We start from the raw sequence: 26,109 nt of genomic DNA, 5'->3' as shown, positions 1-26,109 counted from the left end.
GACGCGCTGCCGGGCGCCGCTGGGCCACGCGATCTGCAAGTCCATGCTCGTCGCGCCGGCGAGCGCAATGTCGACCACCGGCGGCCCCTCGGCGAACGGCCGGCACCCGGCGACGACCATGCGCTGCTGGGCCACGCTGCCGGCCGTCGCGACGACCACCGCCCCCGCCGCCCCCGGCTCGCTCACGGTACCGACCAGCCGGACGCGGACCGCGTCGCGCGGCGCGGTGTCGTTGACGAACGCGCGGAACGGGCCGAAAAGCGGCGCCGTCACGACGTCGTCGTCGCCGTCGCCGTCCAGATCCGCCAGGAGCGTCCCCCGCGCCAGCAGCGGGCCGCCGAACGCGTAGCGAACGCGCTCGAACGTCCCGCCGCGGTTCCGCAACAGGACCGGCCCGAGCCGTTCCTGATTGCGCTCGCCGAACAGCACGGGCGCCTGCGCGACGAGGGCGTCCTCGTACCCGTCTCCGTCGAAGTCGGCAAACTGCCCGCCCCACATCACCCACTTCTCCTCGGGCGGGCCGCGGAGGTCGTCGCCGCGCGCGAGCGTCACGTCCTCGAACGCCGAGCCGCCCGGCGACCGGTGGTAGATCCAGATCCGGAACACGTCGGAAAACAGCAGATCCCAGCCGCCCGTGCGCGCGGGATCGCCAAACGCGCAGCCCATGGTGGCCCGAAATCCGTCGAGCCCCAGCGTCTCGCTCGCCTCCTCGAGTTGGAGGCGCCCCTGGTCGTCGAGCCCGCGGTTCAGGAACACCAGGTCGCCGCGCGGCTGCCCCGACTCGAGTTCGATGAACTGGTCGTCGCCGAAGTACAGGTCGACCGCGCCGTCTCCGTCGAAGTCGGCGAACGCTGTGGTGAGCGAGCGGCGCGCGCGGTCCGGACCGCCGACGGCGTCGGTCGCCTCGCGGAACGTGCCGTCCCGGTTGTTCAGGTACAGGTGGCCGACCTCGGCGTCGGCGCGATCGCCCGGACTGCCGTAGGTGGCGACCGATAGATCCGGAAAGCCGTCGCCGTCGAGATCGCCCCAGGCGGTCTCGACGCACACGTCGGTCGCGGGGACGGCGATGCCGGCGGCTTGCGTGACGTCCTCGAACGCGCCGGTGCCATCGTTTGCCAACAGGCGGACGCCGCCGGCGCCGCACAGTGTCAGGTCGAGATCGCCGTCCCGGTCGACGTCGGCGAACACCGCGCCGAGCACGTCGAACCCCGGCTCGGCCGGCTGCACGGGCGCGCGCTCGAACCGGAATCCGCGCGGATCGTTGCGGTTGAGGTACAGCCCCCCGCCCGACAGATAGAGATCGACCCGGCCGTCCCCGTCGACGTCTCCCGCCGCGGCGCCCGGCCCCCAGAACCGATCGCCGCCGAGGACGTCCGCCTGCGCCACGGTCGGCATGCGGTCGTCGGTGACCTCGGTGAACGCGACCGGCACATCGGGGGCCGCGCCGTGGCACGCCAGCGCCGCGCAGACCACTCCCCACGCATACCGGCTCGCTCCGCGCCGTCCCCTGGCCACGGCTCGATCCTACACGACGGCGCCGCGGGCTGCGCCGCGCGCCGCAACGCGGCCTACTCGTCCTCGCCCGGCTGCGGCGACTCCACGTACGACGCCAGCGGCGCGTCGTCATCGAGCAGATCGCGGACGTAGCGGTCGAGCGTCATGTTCGCCTCCTGGATCTCGGAGCCGGCGAACGTGATGAGCGCCGTGCAGTGGCTGTCGTTGAGCAGCCGCCAGTACGGCAGGTAGTAGGCGAGGTTGTCGCGCGTATCGAACTGCGCCATCAACAGTTGCGTGTCGTCCCACCACATCGAGTGGATCGTCTCTTTGTCCGGGTAGTCGTAGAACCGCTCGTACGAGTAGAGCGAATAGTTGTAGTCGCGAAGAAAGTAGGTCACGGCGAGCCGGTCGTCCGGGAACGTGTCGGCCAGCGCGGTGTTGATCGAGCCGAAGTCGTCCTTGTCGATCGGGATGTCGAGCGCGTCGAGCAGCGGGTCGAGGTTCCACGACGCGCGGACCTTTTCGTGCAGCGGCCGCGACCAGCCGTCGCTCGGGAAGATCGGGCCGGAGTCGGCCAGCAGATACGCGCGCTCGACGCCGGGCAGGCCGCGACGCAAGTGATAGAAGTTGACGGTCGACCCCGCGCCGCCGGCGCTGCACCCGTAGACAAGCAACTTCGGCACGTGCTCGAACTGCGTCGCCATCCAGTCGACGACCGCCTGCACGTTCGCGTAGCCGTTGTGGTGGAACTCCAGGTCCGGCTCGACGCCGTCGGGGTCCTTGTACGTGATCACGTTGTTGCCGCTGTGTACGTCGCCGGTGCAGTACGGTACGTACACGTAGTTCCAATCGGGCGTCGGCGTGTCGTCGTACTCGCGCTGGAAAAACGGCACCATGAACCGCGCGAGCTCGGCGTGGTCGTCCGGAATGCCGTCGACGTTCGCGGCGCCGCGAATGCCGGCCTTGCCCGAGCAGCTCTCGAAGTCCCAACACGCGCCGCCTGGCTCGAACGCGACGACGACGTTGTTGGACGTATCCGAGTAGTTGACGAAGAACTTGTACTGGGAGCCGTTGCCGCACACGGCGCCCGGCGGCTCGATCTTCTCCCACACGCCGTAGCTCGGGCGGTCCGGGACGATCACGTCCTCGGCGTCCGAGCAGCCCCCGCCGGCGGCCATCGCCGCGGCCGCCATCGCAAACCCGCACCAGCGCATACGCGGATGATAGGTCCATCGGCGAACGCGCGGCAAGGGCGGTCTCGATCGCAAAGGCCGCGCCGCAGGGCATGCGGATCCGCGGGCGACGGCGTTGCGCGCGACCGCGCCCCACCGCGCCCCACCGGGAGCCGCGCACCGGGCCGGGCGTCGCACGGTGCCGGGTCGGCGCGGGATGCCGTGCCGACACCCGCGCGGCGCGACATCGCGCGGCGACCCCCGAGCCGCCGGCGCGTGGGGGCCGGTGCGGGACGTCGGACCGGAGGCCGCGCCGTCCCGGTTGCTCCCCGCAACGGCGCAGACGGCGCCAGTTGCCATGCGCAACGCGGCCGCAACGCGCACCCATGTAACCTGCTTGAATCACACGCAGGGTCCCTGGCCCGCCGCTTGAAGCGGGCGCGAGCATGCGCAGCGCAGCTTCCCTCGTGCTCAAACTGGTCGCCCTGTCCTGCCTGGTCGCGTCCCGCGCGATCGACAAGCGCTGACCGCGCCCGCGCCTGCGACGACCGGGGTTGTCAGGCCGGGAACGCTGTGCCATATTGCGCCCCCATTTCCGGCAGGAGACCACGGTCATGGCCAAGAAAAAAGGGCGGCAAAGGCGGCCGCGAACTGATTCGCCTCGTGTCCACGGCGGGGACGGGGTACTTCTACACCACCAGCAAGAACAAGCGCCGCACGCCGGACAAGCTGGTCCTCAAGAAGTACGACCCCAAGATCCGCAAACACGTCGACTTCAAAGAGTCGAAGATCTGAGGTAGGCACCATGTCTCGCGTCTGTCAGGTCACCGGCAAGTCCGCGCTGGTCGGCAACAAGATCAGCCACTCGAACCGCAAATCGAAGCGGCGGTTCGAGGTCAACCTGCGGTCGAAACGCTACTGGTTCGAGGAAGAAAACCGCTGGATCCGACTGCGCGTCTCCGCCCGCGGCATGCGCATCATCGACAAAAAGGGCCTCGCGGCCGTCGTGCGAGAGATGCGTGCGCGCGGCGAGAAGGTCTAGGGGCTGTCCCTCCAGACAGCGCATCGCCGGTCGCTGCGGCTGCAACCCGCGGACGATCGTCGGCATACGTCCACCCGCCCTCCCGTGGCGTGTAGGGAGACGCGCCGTCGTGCGCCGCGAGCGTGCGCCGAACGTGAACTTGCATCTCGCGACCTCGCCGGCGCGCCGGTGCGCAACCGCCGGGTAGCCGCCGCCGCGGTCGCCGGCATGCTCGCCGGTGCAGCCTGCGGTGCGCCGCGGGCGCCCGCGCCGATGCCGGCAGACGCGCCGGCGCTCGCCGGCGCGCGCGTGCGCTGGGCGCACGTCGTCACCGGTCCCGCGTATCCGGCGGTGCGCGCGGTGGCGCTGTCGGGCGGCGACACGATCGCGGTCGGGTCGTTTCAGCGCGAAGCACACGTCGCGGGCCACCGCCTGCGCGGCGCGCCCGACGGCGAAGACGACGCGTTCGCCGTCCGGCTGTCGCCCGACGGTCAGGTCCGCTGGGCCCGGGCGTGGACCGGACCGGGCGTCGACCTCGCGCGCGGCGTGGCCGTCGCGCCGGACGGAGCCATCTACGTGGTCGGCGCGTTTTCTCGGGCGCTGTCACTCGGTGAGCGCACGCTCACCGCCGCCGCGGGACCGGCCGGGTTCTTGATGCGCATCGACGACGATGGGCGCCCGATGTGGGCCGCCGTCGTCGCCGGCGATGGCGTGGCGCACCTCGTCGCCGTCGCGGCGGACGCCGACGGCGCGGTGGCAGTGGGCGACTTCGACGCGCCGATCGCCGTGTCCACGACCGCCGCCCCCGACGCCTCCTCCGCCGAGTCGCGACCGATCGACACCGCCGGCGTGCAGGACGGCGTGGCCGTCGCGGTGACGCCCGACGGCCACGTGCGATGGATCGCCACGCTCGGCGGGCCAGGCCCGGATGCGCTGCGCGGCGTCGCGGTGGCCGCAGGCGACGCGATCGCGGTCGGCACGTTCACCGGCGACGCGGAGTTCGCCGGCCGAGCGCTGCGCGCGGCGGGACCGACGGCGGACATCGCGATCGCGCGGCTGGCGGGCGCGGACGGCGCACCGCGGTGGGCGCGCGGTTTCGGCGGTGCAGCCGACGATGTGGCGACGGCGGCCGCGGCGCTGCCGGGCGGCGACATCGCCGTGGGTGGAACGATCGGCGGCACGGCGCTGTTGGGCGGCGCGCCGGTCGCGACGGCCGGCGGCGCCGACGGCTTCGTCGCCCGGTACACCGCACAGGGCAAGCTCGTCTGGGCGCGCGCAATCGGCGGTGGCGGCGAGGACCGCGTCGCGGCGGTGGCCGTGGCCGGCGGCGACATCCTCGCGGCCGGCGAGTTCGAGATCGCGATCGACCTGCCGGGGCATGCGCTCCGCGCCGCCGGCCTCCGCGACGGGTTCGTCGCGCGCCTTTCCGGCGGCGACGGCGCCCCCCGGTGGGTGCGCACCGTCGCCGGCCCGCGGGACGACCAGGCGGCTGCCGTCGCCGCGGACGCCAGCGGAGACGCCGTCGCGGTCGCCGTGAGCTACGGCGACCGCGCGACCGTCGGGGACGAGCCGCTGCCGGACGCCGACGGGGTCGCGACCGCGGTGGTTCGGATCGCTCCGTAAGCGGCGGCGTCGGCCCGCGCCCGCGACCGGGCCAAGCCGACAGGCCGCCCGCCGCCGCGCGAGACGCCGGCGGCGTCGGCCCGCGCCATCCCGCTGCAGGGCGTCATTCGCCGAGCCGACAACTCACCGCGCACGCCGCCTCGGTGCGCTCGGAGAACTCGCCGCGCGCCTTCGCGCGGTCGACGCACGTCGCGGTACACGCCCGCGAGCAGTCGGCGACGCAGTCGCGCGCCCCTCGCCCCTCGCCTCGCGCGCGCCGTACGCCGGCGCGGCACGCGCGGATGCACTCGACGAGGCTCGGCTCGTCGCCCGTCCGTCGCGCGACGCCCGCGTCCGGCGGCGGTGGCGGCAAGGGCGGTGGCGGTGGCCGGTACGGCTCGGCGGCCTCCGGCGACGGCTCCCGCTTGTCGCACGCGGCCGCCGCGGCCGCCGCGACCGCCAACCCGACGCACAACCACGCCACCGCGCGCGTCACAGCTCGAACATCAGCCGCTCCGGGTGCTCGACGCCACGCTTGACGGCCACCAGGAACTGGACCGCCTCGCGCCCGTCGATGACCCGGTGATCGTACGACAGTGCGATATACATCATTGGGCGAATCTCGATCCGATCGCCGATGGCGACCGGCCGCCGGATGATGTTGTGCATGCCCAGGATGCCGGTCTGCGGCATGTTGAGCAGCGGCGTGGACATCATCGATCCATAGACGCCGCCGTTGCTGATCGTAAACGTGCCGCCCATCAACTCGTCGAGGGTGAGCTTGTTGGCTTGCGCGCGCTGCGCCAGGTCGGCGATGGTGCGCTCGATGTCGGCGAAGCCGAGCCGGTCGGCGTGGCGGACGACGGGCACGACGAGCCCCTTGCCGCCGCCGACCGCGATGCCGATGTGGTAGTACTTCTTGTAGGCGATCGCGTCGCCGCGCACCTCCGCGTTGACGCCGGGAAACTGCTTGAGCGCCGCGACGCACGCCTTGACGAAGAAGGACATGAAGCCGAGCTTCACGCCGTGCCGGGCGAGGAACTCGTCTTTGTGGGCCTCCCGCAGCGCCATCACGGCGGACATGTCGACCTCGTTGAACGTGGTGAGGATCGCCGCCGTGTGCTGGGCCTGCACGAGGCGTTCGGCGATGCGCCGCCGCAGCGGCGACATCGGCACGACGTCCTCCGGCTCGTCCGGACCGGTCACCTCGGCCGGCGCGGGCGCCCGCGCCGGGGCAGGCGCGGCGGCGGACGCGGGCGCGGCCGCCGGCAGTTCGCCTCGCTCGCGGTAGCGGCGCCGCTCGGCCGGCGACAGCACACGCCCGTCCGGCCCGCGCTCCGGCACGTCGTCGACCGCGTCCGGTGGCGCGGCGATCGGCTCCGTCCGCTCCGGCGCGGCGGGCGCCGCCGCCGCCTCGGGAGCGACCGCCGGCTCGAGGGCGCCTGCCACCGCCGGTTCGGCCGGCGCCGCGGGCGCCGCGGCTCGCCCGGCGGGCTGCCCGTTTCCCCCGGCCGGCCGCTGCGGCTTCTTGGCCGCCACGCCGGCCGGCTCGAACAGCCCGATCACCTGCCCGACCGACACCGTGTCTCCCTCTCGTGCCTTCACCTCGACGAGCTGCCCCGCCGCCGGCGCCGGCAGTTGCACCGTCACCTTGTCGGTCTCGAGATCGACGAGTGGCTCGTCGGCCTCCACCGCTTGGCCGGGTTCGACCAACCACTTGGCGACGACTGCCTCCGTGATCGACTCGCCGAGTTCCGGGACGACCAGTTCCTTCATCGAATGTGCTCCTCTATCCTTCGAATGCCTCGAGGATCAATCGTTCCTGCTCGATCGCGTGCGCCTTGTGCGATCCGGTCGCCGGGCTCGCGCTCTCCGGGCGGCTGACCGGCCGCAGCGCGCAGCCCGGAAACAGCGCGCGCAGCCGCGGCTCGACGAATGCCCACGCGCCCATGTTCCGCGGTTCCTCCTGCACCCACACCAGCTCGCGCGCGCCGGCAAACACGCCGATCGCCGCTTCGACCTCCTCGCGGCGCCACGGATACAGCTGTTCGAGCCGCACGATCGCGGTGCGGCGATCCTCGCGCCGCGCGCGCTCCGCGTCGAGGTCGTAGAACACCTTGCCGGTGCACACCATCACGCGGTCGACCTCGCCGGCCGGCGGCGCCGCGGCGTCGGCCAGCACGCGCTGGAAGCGCCCCGCCGTGAACTCGTCGATCGACGACGTGGCGGCCGGCAGCCGCAGCAGACTCTTTGGCGTGAGCAGGACCAGCGGCTTGCGCAGCGGGCGCAGCACCTGGCGGCGCAGCACGTGGAAGTACTGCACCGGCGTCGTCGGCTGGACGATTTGCCAGTTGTCCTCGGCGCACGCGCTGAGAAACCGCTCGAGCCGCGCGCTCGAGTGCTCCGGGCCCTGCCCCTCGAACCCGTGCGGGAGCAGCATCACGAGCCCGGACAGGCGATCCCACTTGTCCTCGCACGACGAGATGAACACGTCGAGGTGAACCTGAGCGCCGTTGACGAAGTCGCCGAACTGCGCCTCCCACATCACGAGCGCGTCGGGGTAGTCGAGCGAGTAGCCGAACTCGAAGCCGAGCACACCGGCTTCCGACAGCGGACTGTCGTACACGCAGAAGTCGCCCTGCGAGTCGGTCATGTGCGCCAGCGGCGTGAACTCAGCGCCAGTCTCCTGGTCGGTGACGACCGCGTGCCGCTGGCTGAACGTACCGCGCGAGCTGTCCTGGCCGCTGAGCCGGACGTTGACCCCATCGATCAGCAGCGACCCGAACGCCAGCAGTTCGGCCATCGCCCAGTCGACCGCGCGCTCACCGCGCGCCATCTCGCGCCGCTGTTCGAACAAGCGTTGCAGCTTGCGGTTGAGCGCGAACCCGTCCGGTACGGTGGTGGCGCGCTCGGCGACTCGCTCCAGCACGTCGCGCGGAACGCCGGTGTCCACGTCCGGCACGGCGGCGTCCGCGCCGCCGAGGTAGCCCTCCCACACGCCGCCCATCGCGTCGATGATCGGCCGGTGCGCCGCCTTGCGCGCGGCCTCGAACTCGCGCTCGAGTGCGGCTTCGACCCGGGCCCGCATCGCGTCGACGTCGGCGCGCGACAGGACGCCCTCGTCGATCAGCTGCTGCGCGTACAGTTCGGTGACCGGCTTCTTGCCGCGAATCCGCTTGTACATCAGCGGCTGCGTGAAGCTCGGCTCGTCCATCTCGTTGTGGCCGTACTTGCGGTAGCAGAACATGTCGATGACCACGTCGCTGGCAAACTGCGCGCGGTACTCCATCGCCATGTCGACGACCTGCGCGACGGCGTCGAGATCCTCGCCGTTGACGTGCCAGATCGGGCACTGGATCATCTTGGCGACATCGGTGCAATACGGTGTCGATCGCGACTCCGTCGGCGACGCGGTGAACCCGATCTGGTTGTTGATAATGATGTGCACCGTGCCGCCCGTCCGGTAGCCGTGCAGGTTCGACAGGTTGAGCGTCTCCGGCACCAGGCCCTGGCCGGCGAACGCCGCGTCGCCGTGGATCAGGATGCCGGCGACGCGCGCGTGATCGGCGTCATGGCGGCGGCGCTGCTTGGCGCGCACGCGGCCGACGACCACCGGGTCGACCGCCTCGAGGTGGCTCGGGTTGAACGCGAGCGACAGGTGCATGCGCCGCCCTTCGCGGTCGACGCGATCGCACGAGTAGCCGAGGTGGTATTTGACGTCGCCGCCGCCGAACGCGACCTCCGGTTCCACGTCGTCGAACTCCGCGAACAGGTCGCGCGCCGGCTTTTGCAAGATGTCGTGCAGCACGCACAGCCGGCCGCGGTGCGCCATGCCGATGACGGCTTCGACCGCGCCGAGGCGCGCCGCGCCGTCGAGCACATTGTCGAGCAGCGGAATCGCGGATTCGCCGCCTTCGAGCGAAAACCGCTTGGTGCCGGGATACTTGCGATGGACGAACCGCTCGAACGCCGACGTGCTCACGAGCCGTTCGAGCATGGCGATGCGCCGGTCGGCCGGCAGCGTGCGCGGGTCCGGGCGCGTCTCCATCCGCTCGGCCAGCCACGCCTTCTTCGCCGGCGTCGAGATGTGCATGAACTCGAGGCCGATCGAGCCGCAGTAGGCGCGCCGGAGCCGCGCGAGCACCTCGCGCGGCGTGGCCACGCGCACCCCGTACAGGCCGCCTGCCGGCATCGGCCGGTCCATGTCCGCCTCGCGGAACCCGTAGGTGGCCGGCTCCAGTTCGGGATGCGGCGGCCGCTCGAGCAGGCCGAGCGGGTCGAGGTCGGCCGCAAGGTGGCCGCGCACCCGATACGCGTTGACGAGCGGCCACAGCGACAGCGCCTCGCTCGCGACGACCGGCACCGGACCGGCCGCCGGTGCGCCGGCCGCGGGCTCGACCGCCGCGCCGGCCGCGGCGCTCCACGCGCGCCGTGGCTCCGGCGTCGGGCCTCCCCGCGCCGCCGCGGGTAGCCCGCCCGACGAGAACAGCGCGCGCCACGACGCGTCGACCGACGCCGGATCCTCGCAGTACCGCGCGTACATCTCGTCGACGAACCCGAGGTTGCTCGCCAGGGACACCACGTCGTGCGACATCGCGCCGATGGTAGCGCAAGCCGTCGCCCGCGCGGGCCGCCGCGCGCCGTTTCCTGCTACCCTCCCCCGCCTATGAACGAGCGCTATTCGCCTGCCGAAATCGAACCCGCGTGGCAGCGCCGGTGGGAGCAAGCCGGCCTGTTCGTCGCCCGCGACACCGGCGACCGCCGCATGTACGTGCTCGAAATGTTCCCGTACCCGTCCGGCGCGATGCACATGGGCCACGTGCGCAACTACCTCATCGGCGACGTGATGACCCGCTACTACCGGATGCGCGGCTACGACGTGCTGCACCCGATGGGTTGGGACGCGCTCGGCCTGCCCGCGGAGAACGCGGCGATCAAGGACAAGCGCCACCCGGCCGAGCGGACGGCGGAGAACATCGCGTCGTTCAAGGCCGAGATGAAACGCCTCGGCTACGCCTACGACTGGACGCGCGAGATCAACACGTCCAGCCCCGCCTACTACAAGTGGAACCAGTGGTTCTTCCTCAAGTTCCGCGAGCGCGGGCTCGTCTACAAGCGACGCGCGTCGGTCAACTGGTGCACCGACTGCCAGACCGTGATCGCCAACGAGCAGGTCAAGGACGGCCGCTGCGAGCGGTGCGACGGGGTCGTCGTCGTGCGCCGCCGCCCGGAGTGGGCGTTCCGCATCACGCGCTACTCGGAGCGCCTGCTGGCCAACCTCGACACCCTCACCGGTTGGGCGCCCGAGGTCGTCAAGAAGCAGCGCCACTGGATCGGCAAGAGCGAGGGCGCGAACCTCGACTTCCGGGTCAAGGGGACCGACGTCGCGCTGCGCGTGTTCACGACACGGGCCGACACCGTGTTCGGCGCGACGTACCTGGTCATCGCGCCCGATCACGAGCTCATCGAACGTATCGCGGCCCCCGACCGGCTCGACGCGGTGCGCGCATTCGCCGAGGAGCAGGCCGAGAAGGCGGCGCGCCGCGGCCGCGACGAAGAGCCGCCGAAACAAGGCGTCGACACCGGCGCCGTCGCGCTGCACCCGTTTACCGGCGCCGAGCTGCCGATCTGGGCGGCCAACTTCGTCGTCGCCGACTACGGCACCGGGGCGGTGATGAGCGTGCCGGCCCACGACCAGCGCGACTTCGAGTTCGCGCGCGCATACGGTCTGCCGATCGTGCAGGTCGTTCAGCCGGCGGACGGCACGCCGTTGCCGCCGCCCGACGAGATGGACGCCGCGTTCACCGACGACGGCGTGCTCGTCGAAAGCGGACCGTTTACCGGGATGACGTCCGCCGATGCGCGCGCGGCGATCGCGCGGGCCGCCGCCGAGGGCGGCTTCGGCGGGCCGGCCGCCACCTACCGCCAGCGCGACTGGGGGATTTCGCGCCAGCGCTACTGGGGCACGCCGATTCCGATCGTGTACTGCGACGTGTGCGATCCGGACCGGGAAGGCATCTCCGTGCCCTACGACCAGCTTCCCGTCGAACTGCCGGACATCGACGTCGCCGCCGTGCTCACCGGCCGCGGCGAGCCACCGCTGGCGAAGGTGCCGGAGTTCGTCCACACGACGTGTCCGACCTGCGGCGGGCCGGCGACGCGCGAGGTCGAGACGATGGATACGTTCGTCGACTCGACCTGGTACTACGCGCGCTACCTCGACCCCAACAACGACGACCTGCCGTTTTCCCGCGAGAAGGCCGACAAGTGGCTCCCGGTCGACGTCTACATCGGCGGGCCGGAGCACTCGACGATGCACCTTCTGTACTTCCGGTTCTGGACCATGGTCATGCACGAGATGGGCCTGTGCCCGGTCGAGGAGCCGGTCGTCCGCCTGATCACCCAGGGCATCGTCAACGGTCCCGACGGCCGCAAGATGTCCAAGCGGTGGGGCAACGTCGTGTCGCCGGCCGACATCGTCGACCGGCTGGGCGCGGACGCGTGCCGCACGTTCGTGATGTTCGCCGGGCCGCCAGACAAGGACATCCAGTGGTCGGACGAACAGGTCGAGGGCTGCAACCGGTTTTTGCAGCGCGTGTGGCGACTGGCGCACGCGCACCGCGACGCCGCGGGCGAAACCTGGGACGGGCCGGTCGACGGGGACGCGCTCGCGATCCGGCGGGCGGCGCACAAGACGCTCGCCCAGGTCACCGAGGACATCGAGCGCCAGAGCTTCAACACGGCGATCGCGCGGTGCATGGAGCTGGTCAACACGCTCACGCCGATGCATCCGGCGACCGCCGCCGAGCGGGCCGCCATGGCGGAGGCGATCCGCCTGCTCGCGACCATGCTCTATCCGATCGCGCCGCACATCTGCGATGAGATCGCCGCGGCGTACGGGGCGAGCGAGCCGCTGCTGACGCAGCCCTGGCCGAAGCCCGATCCGGCGCTGGTCGCCGACGACACGGTGACCTACGCGGTCCAGGTCAACGGCAAGGTGCGCGGGCAGATCGAGGTGCCGGCCGGCGCCAGCGAAGCTGACGTGCGCGCCGCAGCCGAACAGGCGGCCAACGTGGCGCGCCACCTCGAGGGCAAGACGGTGCGCAAGTTCGTGTTCGTGCCGGGGCGGCTCGTCAACTTCGTCGTCGGCTGAGCCCGGTCGCACGCGATGGCGCCGCCGCGCTGCGCGCGTCAGCGCGTCTTCGGCGCGTCGACCTCCTCGCCCCGGCACACCGCCAGGTAGCGGCGGACGGTCTCGGCGAGCCCGAGGTACAGCGCGTCCGCCACCAGCGCGTGGCCGATCGACACCTCGAGCACCTCGGGAATCTCGCGGGCCACCAGCGGCATGTTGCGCAGGTTCAGGTCGTGGCCCGCGTTGACGCCGAGGCCCGCGGCGGTCGCCGCGCGCGCGCTGTCGCGAAACCGGTCGAGTTCGACCGGCTGCCGGTCCGTGCCGAACGCCGCGGCGTACGGCTCGGTGTAGATCTCGATGCGGTCCGTGCCGGTCGCGGCGGCCGCGGCCATCGCGCCGGGGACCGGATCCATGAAGATCGCCGCGCGGATCCCGGCGTCCTTGAGCCGAGCGATCACCGGCGCGATGCGGTCGTGCTCGCGCGGCAGATCCCAGCCGTGGTCGCTCGTGATCTCGCCCGGTGTGACCGGCACGAGCGTGAACTGCGTCGGCCGCACCTCGAGTGCGAGATCGATCAGTTCGTCGCGCGGATCTCCCTCGAGGTTGAACTCGACGCCGCGCTCCTTGCACAGCGCGCAGATGTCGCGCACGTCGCCGGGCCGGGTGTGGCGCCGATCTTCGCGCAAGTGCAGCGTGATGCCGGCGGCACCGGCGTCGATGCACACCTCCGCCGCGCGCAGCGGGCTCGGGTTGTCGGCGCCGCGGCTGTTGCGCAGCAGCGCGACCTTGTTGAGGTTCACCGACAGGTTCATCGCGCGCTCTATACCACGGCGCAGGCCGGCCGACCGGCGGCGGCGATGCCACCGCCTGACGACCGACTCGACTGCGCGCCGACGAGCGCGCGCGCCGGCTCCGTTGTGGCGGCGCTATAGCGCGTCGACCAGCAGGAAATTCGGCACGGGCGGGCGCAGCGTGGCGCGCGCCGGCCGCTCGCGCTCGAACCGAGCCGCGCCGCGGTGGCGCGCGAGCAGCGGGTGGTCGAGCGCGCACAGCTCGTCGCGCAGCGCCGCCGCCCGCGCCGCGTCGCCGCGCGCCGCCGCGGTCCGCGCGGCCCACAGCAGCAGCTGGCCGCGGCGAAACGCGCGCCGCTCGTGCGCGAGCCCCGCGTCGAAGTGGGCCAGCGCGCGGTCGAGCCGGCCGAACCGCAGCTCGAGTACGCCCGCGAGAAAGCGAAAGTCGGGCCGATCGGGGGCGAGCGACACGGCTCGCTCGATCGCCGCCAGCGCCGATGCGTCGTCGTGCGTGTCCGCGTCGATCCGCGTCGCCTCGACGTACGCGGCGAACGCTTCGTCGGTCCGTCGGTCGCCGTCGCCGGCAGCCGCGGCGTGTGCGCCGACCGGCTCGTCCCAGCTCCACGGCACCGCCATCCACGGCCCCCAGCTCGTCGGACAGCCGCCGGTCGCCACCCATACGCGCCGCGCCTCCGGCTCGATCACGACGCTCTGGACCGTCGCCGCCTGCGCCAGCACGTCGTCGCCGAGCGCCGCGCGCAGGTCCGCGTCGGTCATGCCGCCGCGCGCGCGCGCCGCTGCCGCCAGCGCCTCGAGCCGCGCTTGCCGCTCGTCGGAGTGGTACGCCCAGCACGGCGTCAGCGTGAGCTGCCCGGCGAGCATGTCGGGATGCCGATAGCGGTTGGCGCACGCGAGCATGCCGTCGCGCGTCGGCTCGACGACCGCGACGCGCGCGCCTGCCGTCTCGATCACCACCGCGCGGCGCTCCCGCGCCGACGACACGGCGAGCCCCCAGGTCGACGCCACCGGCCGCCGCCGGACGAGCCGAACCGCGTCCGCGATCGACTCCGCCCGCCGCACGATGTCGTGGCCGACGTCGACGACCAGCGCACCCGACACGTGACACTGGCGGTGGAAGCGCGTGTGCGCGGTCACGGAAATGCCGGCTTCGTTGAATGCCGTCACGCCCACGGCGTCCGCGCCGCGGGTCGTGACGAACCCGTAGCGGAGTCCGTCGTCCGGATCGCAGAACACGACCGCAGGCGCCGCGTCCCACACGCCGATGCCCGGGAAGTCGAAGTTCCGCGCGTGGCGCAGCGCGCCGTCCACCGACGCGGCCCCCCACACCATCAGCGTCGAACACGCCGGCGGCATCCGCGACGCGAGGTCGCGCGCGAACGGACCGAGCCGAAGCCGCCCCGCCAGGTCGATGCAGTTTTGCAGCGCGTCCATCACGCCGAGGGAACGGGCGTCGGCCGCCGGTAGCCCGAGCGCCCGCATGAACGCCCGGGATCGCCGCCGGTAGTCGCCGGGGCGATGCCGGGACAGTTCGGCGAGCATCGCGGCCACCAGCGCGCGGCCCGCCGCGCGGGCCGGCCGCGGCCGCGCGCGGCGAAACAGCATGCGGTCCGCCAGCTCCGGGTAGAACGCGAGCGCCGCGCGCCACCCGCCGTGCGCGCGCAACAGCGCGCCGTGTTGCTCTCCCATCTGCTCCTGCGTGCCGCGCAGGTGCGCGATCCACAGCGGTTGACGGGCGGTGGTCACCGCCGGGCGCGTGTGTCGCATGTCGGCTCCTCCGGTCGCGCGCGAAGCGGCTCGAGCACGTAGCGGGAAAACCCGTCGACCAGCACGTGTGGGTCGAGACCGAGCTTGACCCGCTGGGTGAGAGATCCGTCGCAGTAGGCCAGCACCATGTCGACCACCTGCGCCGGGTCACACGGCCGCACGCGGCCGTCGGTGACGCCCGCGGCGACCAGGTCGATGAGTTGATCGCGCACCGCGGACACGAACGCGCGCGTACGCGCGATCTCGGCTCCGGGCTGGTCCGCGTCCGCCACCGCCCAGAGCTGATACAGGGCGATGAGCGCGTCGTGCCGGCCCTCGAAGAAGTCGAGGTGCGCTCGAATCAGTTCGAGCAGGACGTCGATCGGATGCGAGCGGCCGGCGAGCCGCCCGCGGACGAACGCCTCGAGTCGGCGGCGGTGCGCCTCCATGACCGCATCGAACACCTGGCCGAGGTCCCGAAAGTACCAGTACAGCGTCGACCGCTTCATCCCGAGAGCCGCGGCGAGGTCGGACATCGACGTGCGGTGGGCCCCGCGCGCGCGGATGACCTCGAATGCCCGCGCAGCGAGTTCCTCGCGCCGGGCCCGATCCACAATTCTCGGCACAGTGTCGAGTTTTTCGCAGAAAACCCGACACTCCGTCAATACATCGTGCGGACGTAGAGCCGACCTGCGGGGCGCGCACAGAGCGACGCGCGGCGCACCCCGCGGCGCGCGCTACCTCGCCTCGCGAGACGACCTGGACGGCGCGACGACGTGCGCGGCCGTTCGCGCGCGGATCGCGCCGCAGCCGGTAGCGATGCGCTGCAGCCCCCAGGGGCTGCCCCTACGACCTCGTGCTGGTTGACTCGTCAGTTCCGTGGGCCCAGCGAGCGCCTTCGTCGCGCCTTACCCGAGATTCCACGGACCTGGCCCGAACCGCACTGCACTCAGCGACAGCCTCTAGTCGTACGCGGTGTACGTGCCGCCGTTTTCGGCGGCGATCTGCTCGAGGAACTCCCGCGCGTGGTCGTTGCCGACGCCGACCGTCGACACGATGAACCGGCCCTGGTTCTTCCTGCGCAAGAGGTCGAGGATCTCTTCCGGCGTCGAGCTGGTCGGCTCGCCGTCGGTGAGCAGGATGATCTCTTTCGTCGGCATGTACACGGCGGCCTCGAGCGCCTTGTACATGTTCGTGCTGCCGCCCTCCTCGAGCCGGTCGACGAACGCGCTCACCAGCGTCTTGGTCGCCGCGTTGGCCTGAATCATCCCCGGCGCCAACTTCTGAACGCCGTCCGAGAACATGATGATGTTGAACGTCGACCCCGGCGGCAGCCCCTGCAAGCTCGCGATCAGGTGCAGCTTCACCTTTTCGATCTTCTTTTTCATCTTCTCGATGCGGCTCTCGGCCGCGCGGCCGACCGAGCCGCCGATCAAGCCGCCGACGGCTTTGGCCGCCACCGTCGTGCCCGCCTGTTCGACGACGGAGCCCGACGCCTCGGACATGGACCCGGACAGGTCCAACACGTAGACGACCGACTGCGCCTGCCGCAGGTCGTGCCCGAAAAAGAATCCGGTCTTCACGCTCACCGTCGCCGACGCCGACGCCGTGCATCCGAGCGCTGCCGCGAGTGCGACGACTGCCAACCACGCGACCCTGCCCCGCGTGCGACTGACTGACTTCCCGTTCATCATCCTCGTGCCTCCGTGTCGTGGGCCGATGCGCCCTGAAGGGGGACCACCCGGCGAATCGGCCTAACGATACGAGCGCCGCGCCGGTTCGTCAACGCGCGCGCGGCAGGTGGCGCCGCGATCGACGCCGCGCGCCGGCGGCCCCGGGCGTCCGCGGCCGCGATCCGGGCGCGCACGTCCGGTGTCGGCCGCGGTGGCGGCCGTCAGAAGCACGGGGGTCGGGGTGTGGGATCGTCCGGCTCGGAGGTCGGCAGGATGTCGCGGAGGTAGGCGTACTCCTGGTCGCAGAACCGCGACGGCCCCTGGCCGAACAACTCGGCGCGCTCGGCGAAGCTGCGCGCGGCGCCGGCGTCCATCAGCCGGTTGGGCGCGTCGCCGACGTTGTGAAAACCCTCGCCGTACGGGTTGGCGAGGCCGAGGGAGTGGCCGATCTCGTGCGACACGATCGTCCCGATGAGGTTGCCGAGAACGGTGACGGCGCAACCGATCTGGTGCTCGCGGTCGCCGTCGGGCGCCGGGCAGTCGGCGCCGTCGACCGCACCGGCGACGATCGCGCCGTCGGCCGACGACACGGGTCGGCCGCCGCGATCGGGGCGAAACGGGTCGAAGATCGCGTCGAATGCCGGGTCGGCGGCCGGCAACGTCTCGGCGTGGCCCTCGGGATGCTCGGAAAACCCGAACAGCGACTCGATGAACACCCCCCCGAAGCCGGGATAGCCGTCCTCCTGCGTGAGCGCATTGACGCCGCCGATGCGGTCGTACAACCGCAGGTTTCCGCTGTCCTTGCCGGGCGTGTTGTCGTACCCGAGCAGGCCGAGGCCGTTGGGATCCGGCCCGGCGATGTCGACGACCGAGTACAGCGCGAAGTCGTCTGGCGGCTCGAGCCGCACGTCGAGGTGGATCGTCGCGTAGTCGCGCCGGACGACCTGCGCGACGCGCTCGCGGATCTGCGCGTCGACCGCGCGCAGGCCGAACGCGCGCAAGCTCTCGACGTAGCTCGGCTGGAAGTCGAGGTAGACGACCTGGGCGACCGGTGCGACGCGCAACTCGGCGGCGACCGGCTCGCCGGCGACCTCCTCGTCGCCGTACTGGACGATCGGCCGCACGGTGCCCGCGAAGGTGCCGGTGACCGCGCGCAGGTCGATCGCCTGGCCGAGGGCGTCCTCCTCGTTGAGCACGTAGCGCGCGGTGTGGCCGTCGACGACTTCGGCGACGAGTTCCAGGTCGACGGGGACGGCCGGACCGCCGCCGTCGGGCGAGAACGTGCCGGACAGCGCGAGCAGCGTCGCGCCGCCGTCGGCCACGCCGACGAAACCGCCGCCGCGCACGACCACGTACTGGCCGAGACTCGCGGCCGTCGGGCCGAGGTCGAACACCGCCGCCTCGATGCGTTCGTACTGCGCCGTGCGCCGGTCACCGTCGACGCGCGCGCCGGTCGCGGCGTGATCGTTGCGCAACGCGACGGTGCCGTCGAACCGCCCCGGGCCGATGCCGGCGATCGCCGGGACGAAGCGGAAGGTGCCGCGCGTGCGGTCGAACGGCGCCGCGGGCACGACCGGCACCTCGACCGGCGCGACCCGCGCGCACGCGCCGCCGCCGGCGGGCGCGAAACACCCCTCGACGACCGCGATCGTGCGGCCCTCGCTCCCGCCGAGCAGCAGCCCGTCGCCCTCGATCGCGATGTCGTCGTTGGCGAAGATGACGCCGCCGGTCTGCAGCGACGCGATTCGCGGCGCGAGTTCGCGCTCGAATCGGATCGCGACGGCCAGCGGGTCGGTGCGGTACGTGCGGCCGTCGTACCGGCTGTCGACCTCGACGACCGCATCGGCGACCAGCTCGCCGAGTTCGCCGCCGAGCGCGTCGTACAGCACGTCGCCGACATCCACCTCGAGCCGGTCGTACGCCGCGAAGCGCGCGGGGACGGCGACGTCGACCGGCCGGCCGGCAAACGTACCGGACAGCCGCAGCCGCGTGTCGCCCCACTGGGCGTCGACGAAGCTGCGCCCCGACAGGACCAACACGGTGCCGGGAACGGCGACGGCCGGAGCGACGGCGGTCAGCGCGATTCCCTCGAGCGCGGAGTCGGGCACCGGGCCGCCGATGTCGCCGTCGGCGCACGCGGCGAGCGCGGCGAGCGCGACGACGGCCGCGACGCCGCGCCTATTGCAGGCCGATGCGAATGTCGTAGAGGTTCTCACTGCCGTTCCAGCCGTGGACGACCACATAGTAGCGACACGGCAGGCACGCGGAGTCGGCCACGGTGTACTCGAAGTGCTCGTTGGAGGTCGCGCTCTGGCCCTGGCTCGACGTACACGTGAGGGGGTTTTCCTCGGTGCAGGGAGTGAGGTCGACGCCGGCCGCGTCGTGAAAGTGCAGGTCAAGATCTTCGGTCGAGTTGGTCTGCTCGAAGGTGAGGTCGACGACGACCGTCTCACCATCGTACAGGTCGACCGCATACCAGTCGTCGTCCCCGGCGCAGATCGCGTTGGTGGTCGACACGTACGGATCCGGATAGATGTCGGTCGCCCTCGCCTGCGCCGGCGAGTCGTCGTCCTCCGCGTCGTCGTCGTCGCAGCTGGCGCCGCCGCACGACGTCGGCGTGCGCGCGTACGTGAGCGTGTACGGGTTCCGCGCGGGGTTCCACGCGTACACCCGCACGTAGTAGGTTCCCGGTTCGAGACACGCGGAGATCGATTCGCTGGACGTGAGGGACACCGACGAGGCGAGCACCGACCCATCGGCCGCCCAGAGTTGCAGGTCGAGGTCCGACGCCGACGTGCCGGCCAAGGTCAGATCGACCTGCGCGTCAGCGGTCAGGTCGATGCGGAAGAAGTCCTCGTCGTCCGTGGTGGACGTGACGTCGCAGCTCACGAGGTCGGCCGTTGCGCCCGGGACGATCGGCGTCGCGTCCGCGGGCGCGTCGTTGTCCTCGAATGCGTCGTCGGCGCACGCGGCGCCGCCGCCGTCGCAGCGGCCGGACTCGGGGATGCACTGACGCCCCGCCGCGCCGTCGACGGACGCGACTTCGGCCGGGGAGCAGGCATAGCCGGCGGGACAGTCGGCATCGCTCGAGCAGGCCGACGTGCAGTAGGAGTCGAGCATCGGCCCGATGCGGACGCACAGATCGCCGGCGTCGCCGCACTGGATGTCGGCGGTGCACGGCTCGCACACGCCCGCGCCGCCGGCGCCGCCCGGGCTGGTCACCGTCATGTGATACGCGCCGGTCGCCGGTGCCTGGGTGACGTGATCGCAGTCGCCGTCGGCGTCGTCGTTGTCCTGCGCGACGATCACGTAGTAGAGGTCGGCGGTCGCGCCGGCCGGCTGGCCCGCGACCGGATTGGGCACGTCCGCGCCCCACGTGCCGGCGCGCAGGTCGCCGTCGAGCAACACCATCGACACCTGGGTCATCGCGCCGAGGTCGGGCGGATCGGCCGGCGGCGCGGTCGAGTAGTACAGCAGCGGCTCGCCCTTGAGCCCCTGGTCGTCGGAGATGTCGGCGACGAGCGTGAGGCCGACGAGCGTGGTCTCGTCCGACGGGGTGTGCGCCACGACCGGCGCGTCGCCCGGGCAGTCGGGCTTCGGTGGCTTGCGCAATACGATGAGGAAGCGCTTGATGGTCGGCGGATTGGTGAAGTCGTCGGCGCTGAGCGTGAGCAGGTAGCGGTCATCGGTGTCGATCTGGCGTTCGCTCGGACACCAGGTCCACGTCCCCGACAGCCCGTCGGGGGCGGCGTCGAGCTGCGAACCGGCGATGATCGGCTCCTGCATGGTCAGCGCGATCGAAGTCGAGTCGGCGTCCTCGACGACGATCGGCACGGTGACGCACGTCTGCGTCGCCAGATCGAGCGTGCGCCCGGTGCCGGTCGGCTCGCGGAACACCGGCGCGCCCGCGCCGCCGGCGGCCGACCTCACGGCGATCCGGATCGTGACCGTGTCCTCGTGGCTGCCGTCGGACACGGTGAAGTCGAACAGCCAGCCGTCGCTCACGTCCGACGCGCGCGGCGTCCAGCGGAACACGGCGGACCCGTCGGGACGGCGGGTGAGGTCCGCGCGGCCGTGGATGTCCGGCACGCCGGCGTCGAAGCGGTAGTGGAGGTCGTCGCCGTCGGGGTCGGTCGCGCGCAGCTCGAGCACGAACTCGACCCCGACGACCGCCTCCTGGTCGGCGATCGGGTCGAACTCGGGCGGGCTGCCACCGGGACCGCACGCCCCGGCTACCGCAGTGGCCAGCAAGCCGAGCCATACTGAATTTCTGTTCACGAACACGAATCTATCTCCCCGAAACGAGGTTTGCGCAACTCCGTCTGTGGGAGACCGAAGCAAACGGCGCGCCAGCCGCTCAGCCGCCGCGCCGCAGAGCGACGTAGTCCTCGCTCACGGCGAACCGCATGAGCCGCTGCACCGCCGGATGGTTCGCCGCCGCCGCGACGTCCGGCACGCCGGCGATCTGTGCGAGCGCTTCGATCGCCGGCTGCACGCGGCCCGCGGCGACCAGCCCCGCCCGGTCGCCCGCCGCGGCGATGCCCTCCCAGATGCGCAGGTGGTCGAAGTCCACGCCCGCGCACTCCACCGCGTAGGGACCGAGTTCGGACAGCATGCCGCCCGGGATCACCTTGCGCAGGTGGCTCTGTTGCTCGGCGACGGCGCCCAGGTCGACGCCGCCGGGGGAAAAGTCCGGGCGGAACGCGCGCAGCAGCGCGACGAGCACCGCGCCGAAGGTCGACGCGTCCAGCCGCGCCGGCACGGCCATGCCGGCCGCCGCCAACGCGAGCGCGCGGCCCGCGAAGAACCGCAGCCGCGCCCCGGGGGCGTCCGCGAGCGCCGCCCCGACGATGACGCGCAACCCGCCGGCGGTGTCGGCGACCAGCGCGGTCGGCTCGCGGGCGGTCACGTACACGTCCACGTCGCCGAGGCCCAGCTCCTCGGCGACGGCGCGCACCGCCGCGGCCAGCGCGCTGTCGCGGCCGGCGCGGTCGCCGCGGCCGACGCCGTAGCGCTTCAGGTCGCCCGCCATCGCCTTGGCGAGCCGCTCGTCGATCGCGCGCATCAGCTGGCGCAGCCCGTTGGGCACGTCGCCGGCGAACAACAGGTCGGCCGCCTCCGGCGCCGCCAGCGGGCTGGCGTCACCGACGGCGCGCGCCGCCGCCTCGGCGAGCCGCACGTCCTCCGGGTCGTCCGACCCGAGCGCCCGCGCCAACTCGGCGGCGCACATCGCGGCGGCGAGCGACCCGCGAACGCCGACCTCCTCGCGCGTGGCGAGCACGCGCGCGAGCACGTGGTAGGCGGTGCGGTCCAGCGGAACGCGCTCGAGGCGCTTGCGCATGGCGGTGGCGACCGTGTCGAGGTGAACCCGCAGGCTGCGCAGATCGCCGCCGAGCCGGAAGAACCGCACGAGCGCATCGAGGGCCGCTTCGCTCGTCGGGTCGACGTCGAGCGCCGCGCGGTAGGCGCGCTCGGCGCGCGCGGGCTCGTTCATCCGCTGGTAGATGTCGCCCACCCGGTGCAGAATGGCGATCTGCTCGTCGGGCGTGCGCCGCCGGTCGCGCAGCAGCTGTTCGCACGCCTGCAGCGCCGCCGTGTAGTCGCCGACGTCGGCGCACAGGACGCTGAGCCGCTCGAGCGCTTCGCGATTCGCCGGCTCGATCTGCAGGACTCGCCGGTAGGCCGCGACGGCCGCGCTCGCGTCGTGCAGGTGGTCGGCCGCCAGCGCGCCCAGCTTCGCCAGGATCTCGCGCAACCGATCCGGGTCGGTTTCGACCTGCGCGCTCGCGGCCAGCGCCTCGGCCGCGCCGGCCCAATCCTGCTGCGCCAGCGCGATGCCGGCGAGGCCGGCGAGCGCCTGCGCGTCGCGCGGATCGATCGCGAGCGCGGCGCGCAAGTGGGCGCGCGCGCCGTCGGGATTGTCGAGGTAGTCCCGGTGCAGCGCGGCCAGCGCGTGGTGGAGTTCGCGCCGGTAGGCGGGCACCTCCTCGACCGCGAGCCGCCGCTCGAGCAACTCGACGAGGTCGTCGTGCGCCGCGTTCTCCTCGAACATGGCGCGCAGGCGCAGGTAGGCGTCGACGTGGTCGGGCACGAGGGTGAGCACGCGCCGCAGCGCCGGGATGGCGCGCTCGGGACTCATCGCCCGATCCATGTAGGCGACACCGGCGAGGTGCTCGAGCGCCGCGCGCTCCGCGTCGTCCGTCTCGTACTGGGCCTGGCGCTCCGCCGCCTCGCCGACGTCCAGCCACAATCCGCCGGCGAGCGCCGCGCGCCGCCAGCCGACCAGCGCCGGCAGGTAGCCGGGCAGCGCGTCCGCCGCCGCGCGGAAGCAGTCGACCGCGCCCTCGACGTCGCCGATCGCGACCCGGGTTTCTCCCGCCCGGGTGAGGAACGCGGCCTTGGCGCGCGCATCGTGATCGAACAGGCGCGCCGCGGCCTCCTCGAACGCGGCCAGCTCGGCAGACGGGCCGCGCGCGCGCGCGGCGGCCTCGAGTCGTTGTAGCGCCAACGCACATCGCTGGTCGAGGTCGTACGCGCGGCGGTACTCGGCGAGCACCTCGGACGCGGCATGGCCGGCGCGCTCGAGCGCGCGCGCCCGCGCGAGCGATAGCGCGACCGCATCGGCTGGATGGCGCGCCGCGCGGACCTCCCAGTCGTAGACGCGGGCGAGGTCGTCGTCGCGCCCGTCGGCCAGGTACGCCAGCTCGAGCGCGCGCAGCACCGGCCAGCGCTCCGGGTCGAGCTTGGCGGCGGCCTCGTAGCTGAAGCGCGCGGAACTCGCGTCGCCGCGCAGCTCCGCGTCGATGCGCGCCAGCTCCTCGTAGGCGGCTGCCTTCGCCCGCGCGTCGCCAAGTTCGTCGGCGCGTTTGAGCGCATCGAGCGCGAGCTGGGACAGCGTGGCGAGTTCGCCGGCGGCCTCGGCGGCGCGCGCGAGGCCGAGCTGAGCGAAGGGATCGCCCGGGCGCCGTTCGAGCGCGCGGGCATACAGGTCCGCGGCGCGCGCGGGATCGCCGACGCGATCCTCGAGCAGTTCGGCCTCGCGTACGAGCAGCGAGAACGGATCGGCGGCGTCGCCGCGCTCGCGCCGGCGCTCGAGATCCTCCGTCAGCAGCGCGGCGTCGCCGAGCGCCCGGTGGGCGGCCTCGAGCAGGGCCGCAGCCGGGGCAAAGTCCGGGTACGCCGCGACGACCGGTGCAAGGACCTCGACGACCCGCGCCGCCTCCTCGGTGTACTCGTGCAGCCACTCCGCCGCGCGGAAGCGAAGCGCGTGAGCCGCGGGCGCGGCGCCGAGCGCTGCGGCCCACTCGGCGAGGGCGTCGGCCGCCTCGCGATAGCGGCGCTGCGCGGCGACCACGGCGACCAGCAGCGCGGCCGGCCGCGGATCGCCGGGTGCGACGGCGCGCGCGGCCCGCAGCACCTCCTCGGCGCCGGCCGCGTCGAGCCGCGGCGGCGCCCACCGGCGGACCGCTCGCTCGACGGCGATGCCCGCGGCGCGCGACGGATGGCCGGCGGCCGCCTGCGCGGCGGCGAGGGCGCCGTCGAGCACGTCGGCGTCGCCGGTTCGCCCCACCGCCCGTTCCGCGAGGCGGCGAATCGCGCCGTGCGCGAGCTGCGACGCCGGGTCCAGATCGGCCACGCGCCGCCACAGCGCCAGCGCGCGGTCGACCGCCGCGGGCGCCGCCGCGGCCAGCGCCGTATCCGCCGACAACAGCTCGTACGCGAAGTCCTCGGCCGCCTGCGCGGCGCGCAGGGCCGCCACCTCCGGGTCGCGGAAGTCGGCCTCGGTGTCGGCCAGTTCCGCCAACAACTGCGCGCGCTGCTCGGTGAGACCGGCGAACGCGAGCGCGCGCGCGAGGCTGTCGTCGACGACCGGCGACGGCGGGCCGGCGGCGCGAGCGGCGCGCAGTTCCCGGATCGCCTCGTCGACGCGCCCCGCGGCGACCAGCCGCTTGGCCGCCGTGACCCGCTCGTAGACGCCGCCGTCCGGATCGGTCGCGGCCGCCGCTCGGTGAAGGTCGACGAGGCCGTCGACGTCGCCGGCGGCCGCCAGCGCGTCGATGAGGACCTGGCGGGCCTGCGGATCGCCGGGATCGAGGTCCATCCACCGGCGCGCCAGCTCTGCGATCTCCGCCGGCGGCGCACCGGCCTCCGCGGCCAGCGCGACCGCGCGGCGGCATGCGGCGGCCGCCAACGCCGGATCGGTGGCGCGGGCTGACGCGGCGCGCAGCGCGATGATCGCGCCGGCGCGGTCGCCGGTCGCCGCAAGCGCGTCGCCCAGTTCGGCGGCCGCGCGCGCGTCGTCGGGGGCGAGCGCGACGACCGTACTCAAGCTTTCCGCCCAACCGCTGACATCGCCGAGCGACCGCGCCAGATGGGCCCGGCGCAGCGCGATCGCGGCAGCGAGCGCCGGGTCCGCGTCGGCGAGGCCGGCGGCCAGCAGCCGGCCGGCCGCCTCGGCGGCATCCTGCAGGCGGTCGGCGCGCAGCGCGAGGCGCTGCAGCCCGCGGGTCGCCGGGCGCGACGCCGGATCGGCGCGGAGAGCGGCACGGTACGCGTCGACGGCCGCATCCGCGTCCCCCGCCGCGGCGGCGATCGCGCCGGCGGCCGCGCGGAGGTCGGCGGCGCCGGGTCCGTCGCCGAAGGCGGCCGCGAGCTCGGCGACGGCCGCGCCGACCGCGCGCCAGTCACCGTCCGCGACGGCCGCGTCGATCGCGATCCACGCCGCGAGCGGGTCGCCGCCGGCGCCGGCCGCGTCGAGCGCGGCGCGCGCGGCGGCGAGGTCGCCGTCGGCTGCGCACCGCGCCGCGTGCCACAGGCCCAGCGCCCGGCGTTCGGCCGGCGCGACGCGGTCGAGTTGGGCCATCCACGCGGCCGCCTCGGCGCCGGCGTCGCCCGCGGCGCGTGCGGCGAACCGCGCCAGCAGCGCGGCCAGCGGCGATCGCGGGTCGCTGTCCGCCGCGGCGTCGAGGTGCGCGCGCGCCGCGTCCGGGTCGTCGAGGACCAGCGCGAGCCGCGCACATTCGAGGCGCAGAGCCGCCAGCCGCTGTGGGTCGTCGACGCGCGCGAGCTCGCGTTCGCACACCGCGAGCAGTTCGTCGGCGTCCTCGCGCTCGGCCGCGGGGTCCGGGACGGCCTCGAACGGCAGGCCGAGGTCGTCGAGCGCGAGACCCGGCGGGAGGTCGTCGAACGTCGACGGCGGCGGCTCCGGTGCGACGTACACGTCGTCGGCCGGCGCGGGCGCGGCCGCCGCGGGCTCGACCGGCGCGGGTTCGACGGGCACGGGCTCGGCCGCCGCGGGCTCGACGGGCGCGGGTTCGGCCGCCGCGGGCTCGACCGGCGCGGGTTCGACGGGCGCGGGTTCGACGGGCGCGGGCGCGGCCGCCGCGGGCGCGACGGGCGCGGGTTCGGCCGCCGCGGGCTCGACCGGCGCGGGTTCGACGGGCGCGGGTTCGACGGG

General features: G+C 73.2%; 16 protein-coding genes. 4 read left to right on the top strand and 12 right to left on the bottom strand.

The window, feature by feature from the left end:
- Together D6689_10715 and D6689_10710 are read right to left on the bottom strand one after the other, a co-directional pair.
- Window positions 1–1,473: VCBS repeat-containing protein (locus D6689_10715; protein ID RMH41605.1), on the bottom strand; the 1,473-nt coding region annotated here is incomplete at its 3' end.
- A 95-nt stretch (window positions 1,474–1,568) separates the two neighbouring features.
- A complete protein-coding gene (locus tag D6689_10710) occupies window positions 1,569–3,053 on the bottom strand; it encodes a hypothetical protein (GenBank protein ID RMH41604.1) in 1,485 nt (494 codons plus the stop codon).
- A 207-nt stretch (window positions 3,054–3,260) separates the two neighbouring features.
- On the opposite strand from D6689_10710, the gene rpmG reads away from it, so the two are divergent.
- The 3 genes from rpmG to D6689_10695 all read left to right on the top strand — a co-directional run bounded on the left by rpmG (window position 3,261) and on the right by D6689_10695 (window position 5,313).
- Window positions 3,261–3,464 (top strand): 50S ribosomal protein L33, encoded by a 204-nt coding sequence (gene rpmG / locus D6689_10705; protein ID RMH41606.1) that lies wholly within the window; start codon window positions 3,261–3,263, stop codon window positions 3,462–3,464.
- Between the two features lie 10 nt (window positions 3,465–3,474).
- Window positions 3,475–3,711 carry a 50S ribosomal protein L28 gene (locus D6689_10700; protein RMH41603.1) on the top strand — a complete coding sequence of 79 codons (237 nt, stop codon included), beginning with the start codon at window positions 3,475–3,477 and terminating at the stop codon, window positions 3,709–3,711.
- A 168-nt stretch (window positions 3,712–3,879) separates the two neighbouring features.
- A complete protein-coding gene (locus D6689_10695) occupies window positions 3,880–5,313 on the top strand; it encodes a hypothetical protein (protein ID RMH41602.1) in 1,434 nt (477 codons plus the stop codon).
- A gap of 103 nt (window positions 5,314–5,416) precedes the next feature.
- Here the strand turns inward: D6689_10695 and D6689_10690 are convergent, their stop codons facing one another.
- Genes D6689_10690 through D6689_10680 form a run of 3 tightly spaced genes read right to left on the bottom strand, consistent with a single transcriptional unit; the run spans window position 5,417 to window position 9,886 of the window.
- On the bottom strand, window positions 5,417–5,788 hold the full coding sequence (locus tag D6689_10690) for a hypothetical protein (GenBank protein ID RMH41601.1): 372 nt from the start codon (window positions 5,786–5,788) through the stop codon (window positions 5,417–5,419).
- Window positions 5,785–7,068, bottom strand: a complete 1,284-nt coding sequence (odhB, locus tag D6689_10685) for a 2-oxoglutarate dehydrogenase complex dihydrolipoyllysine-residue succinyltransferase (GenBank protein ID RMH41600.1) — start codon at window positions 7,066–7,068, stop codon at window positions 5,785–5,787. The genes D6689_10690 and odhB overlap by 4 nt, the downstream gene beginning before the upstream one ends.
- A gap of 13 nt (window positions 7,069–7,081) precedes the next feature.
- On the bottom strand, window positions 7,082–9,886 hold the full coding sequence (locus D6689_10680) for a 2-oxoglutarate dehydrogenase E1 component (GenBank protein RMH41599.1): 2,805 nt from the start codon (window positions 9,884–9,886) through the stop codon (window positions 7,082–7,084).
- Window positions 9,887–9,958: 72 nt separating this feature from the next.
- Here D6689_10680 and D6689_10675 point away from each other — a divergent pair, with 72 nt between their 5' ends.
- The gene (locus tag D6689_10675) at window positions 9,959–12,445 is read left to right on the top strand and encodes a leucine--tRNA ligase (protein ID RMH41598.1); all 2,487 of its coding nucleotides are present in this window, start codon (window positions 9,959–9,961) and stop codon (window positions 12,443–12,445) included.
- A 38-nt stretch (window positions 12,446–12,483) separates the two neighbouring features.
- Here the strand turns inward: D6689_10675 and D6689_10670 are convergent, their stop codons facing one another.
- From D6689_10670 to D6689_10640, 7 genes are all read right to left on the bottom strand, one after another.
- Window positions 12,484–13,236: a pyridoxine 5'-phosphate synthase gene (locus D6689_10670; GenBank protein ID RMH41597.1), complete on the bottom strand. Its 753-nt coding sequence runs from the start codon at window positions 13,234–13,236 to the stop codon at window positions 12,484–12,486.
- Window positions 13,237–13,350: 114 nt separating this feature from the next.
- Window positions 13,351–15,000, bottom strand: a complete 1,650-nt coding sequence (locus tag D6689_10665; protein ID RMH41596.1) for a hypothetical protein — start codon at window positions 14,998–15,000, stop codon at window positions 13,351–13,353.
- Window positions 14,976–15,644: a TetR/AcrR family transcriptional regulator gene (locus tag D6689_10660; GenBank protein RMH41595.1), complete on the bottom strand. Its 669-nt coding sequence runs from the start codon at window positions 15,642–15,644 to the stop codon at window positions 14,976–14,978. Before D6689_10660 ends, D6689_10665 begins: the two co-directional genes overlap by 25 nt.
- Before the next feature lie 297 nt (window positions 15,645–15,941).
- On the bottom strand, window positions 15,942–16,673 hold the full coding sequence (locus D6689_10655) for a VWA domain-containing protein (GenBank protein ID RMH41594.1): 732 nt from the start codon (window positions 16,671–16,673) through the stop codon (window positions 15,942–15,944).
- 200 nt (window positions 16,674–16,873) lie between these two features.
- The gene (locus tag D6689_10650) at window positions 16,874–18,868 is read right to left on the bottom strand and encodes a hypothetical protein (GenBank protein RMH41593.1); all 1,995 of its coding nucleotides are present in this window, start codon (window positions 18,866–18,868) and stop codon (window positions 16,874–16,876) included.
- The gene (locus tag D6689_10645) at window positions 18,831–20,903 is read right to left on the bottom strand and encodes a hypothetical protein (protein ID RMH41592.1); all 2,073 of its coding nucleotides are present in this window, start codon (window positions 20,901–20,903) and stop codon (window positions 18,831–18,833) included. The genes D6689_10650 and D6689_10645 overlap by 38 nt, the downstream gene beginning before the upstream one ends.
- Before the next feature lie 106 nt (window positions 20,904–21,009).
- Window positions 21,010–26,109 (bottom strand): hypothetical protein (locus D6689_10640; GenBank protein RMH41591.1); only part of this gene is annotated, 5,100 nt, incomplete at its 5' end.

This window comes from Deltaproteobacteria bacterium, assembly GCA_003696105.1.
Taxonomy (GTDB): Bacteria; Myxococcota_A; Polyangia; order Haliangiales; family J016; genus J016.
This window is presented reverse-complemented; position numbering and strand designations above follow the sequence as displayed.

What these genes read in the sequence shown, in the direction of transcription:
- D6689_10700 (RMH41603.1), top strand. Translation starts at nt 3,475, where the DNA reads ATGTCTCGCGTCTGTCAGGTCACCGGCAAGTCCGCGCTGGTCGGCAAC.
- odhB (RMH41600.1), bottom strand. Translation starts at nt 7,068, where the DNA reads ATGAAGGAACTGGTCGTCCCGGAACTCGGCGAGTCGATCACGGAGGCA.
- D6689_10680 (RMH41599.1), bottom strand. Translation starts at nt 9,886, where the DNA reads ATGTCGCACGACGTGGTGTCCCTGGCGAGCAACCTCGGGTTCGTCGAC.
- D6689_10675 (RMH41598.1), top strand. Translation starts at nt 9,959, where the DNA reads ATGAACGAGCGCTATTCGCCTGCCGAAATCGAACCCGCGTGGCAGCGC.
- D6689_10670 (RMH41597.1), bottom strand. Translation starts at nt 13,236, where the DNA reads ATGAACCTGTCGGTGAACCTCAACAAGGTCGCGCTGCTGCGCAACAGC.
- D6689_10665 (RMH41596.1), bottom strand. Translation starts at nt 15,000, where the DNA reads ATGCGACACACGCGCCCGGCGGTGACCACCGCCCGTCAACCGCTGTGG.
- D6689_10655 (RMH41594.1), bottom strand. Translation starts at nt 16,673, where the DNA reads ATGATGAACGGGAAGTCAGTCAGTCGCACGCGGGGCAGGGTCGCGTGG.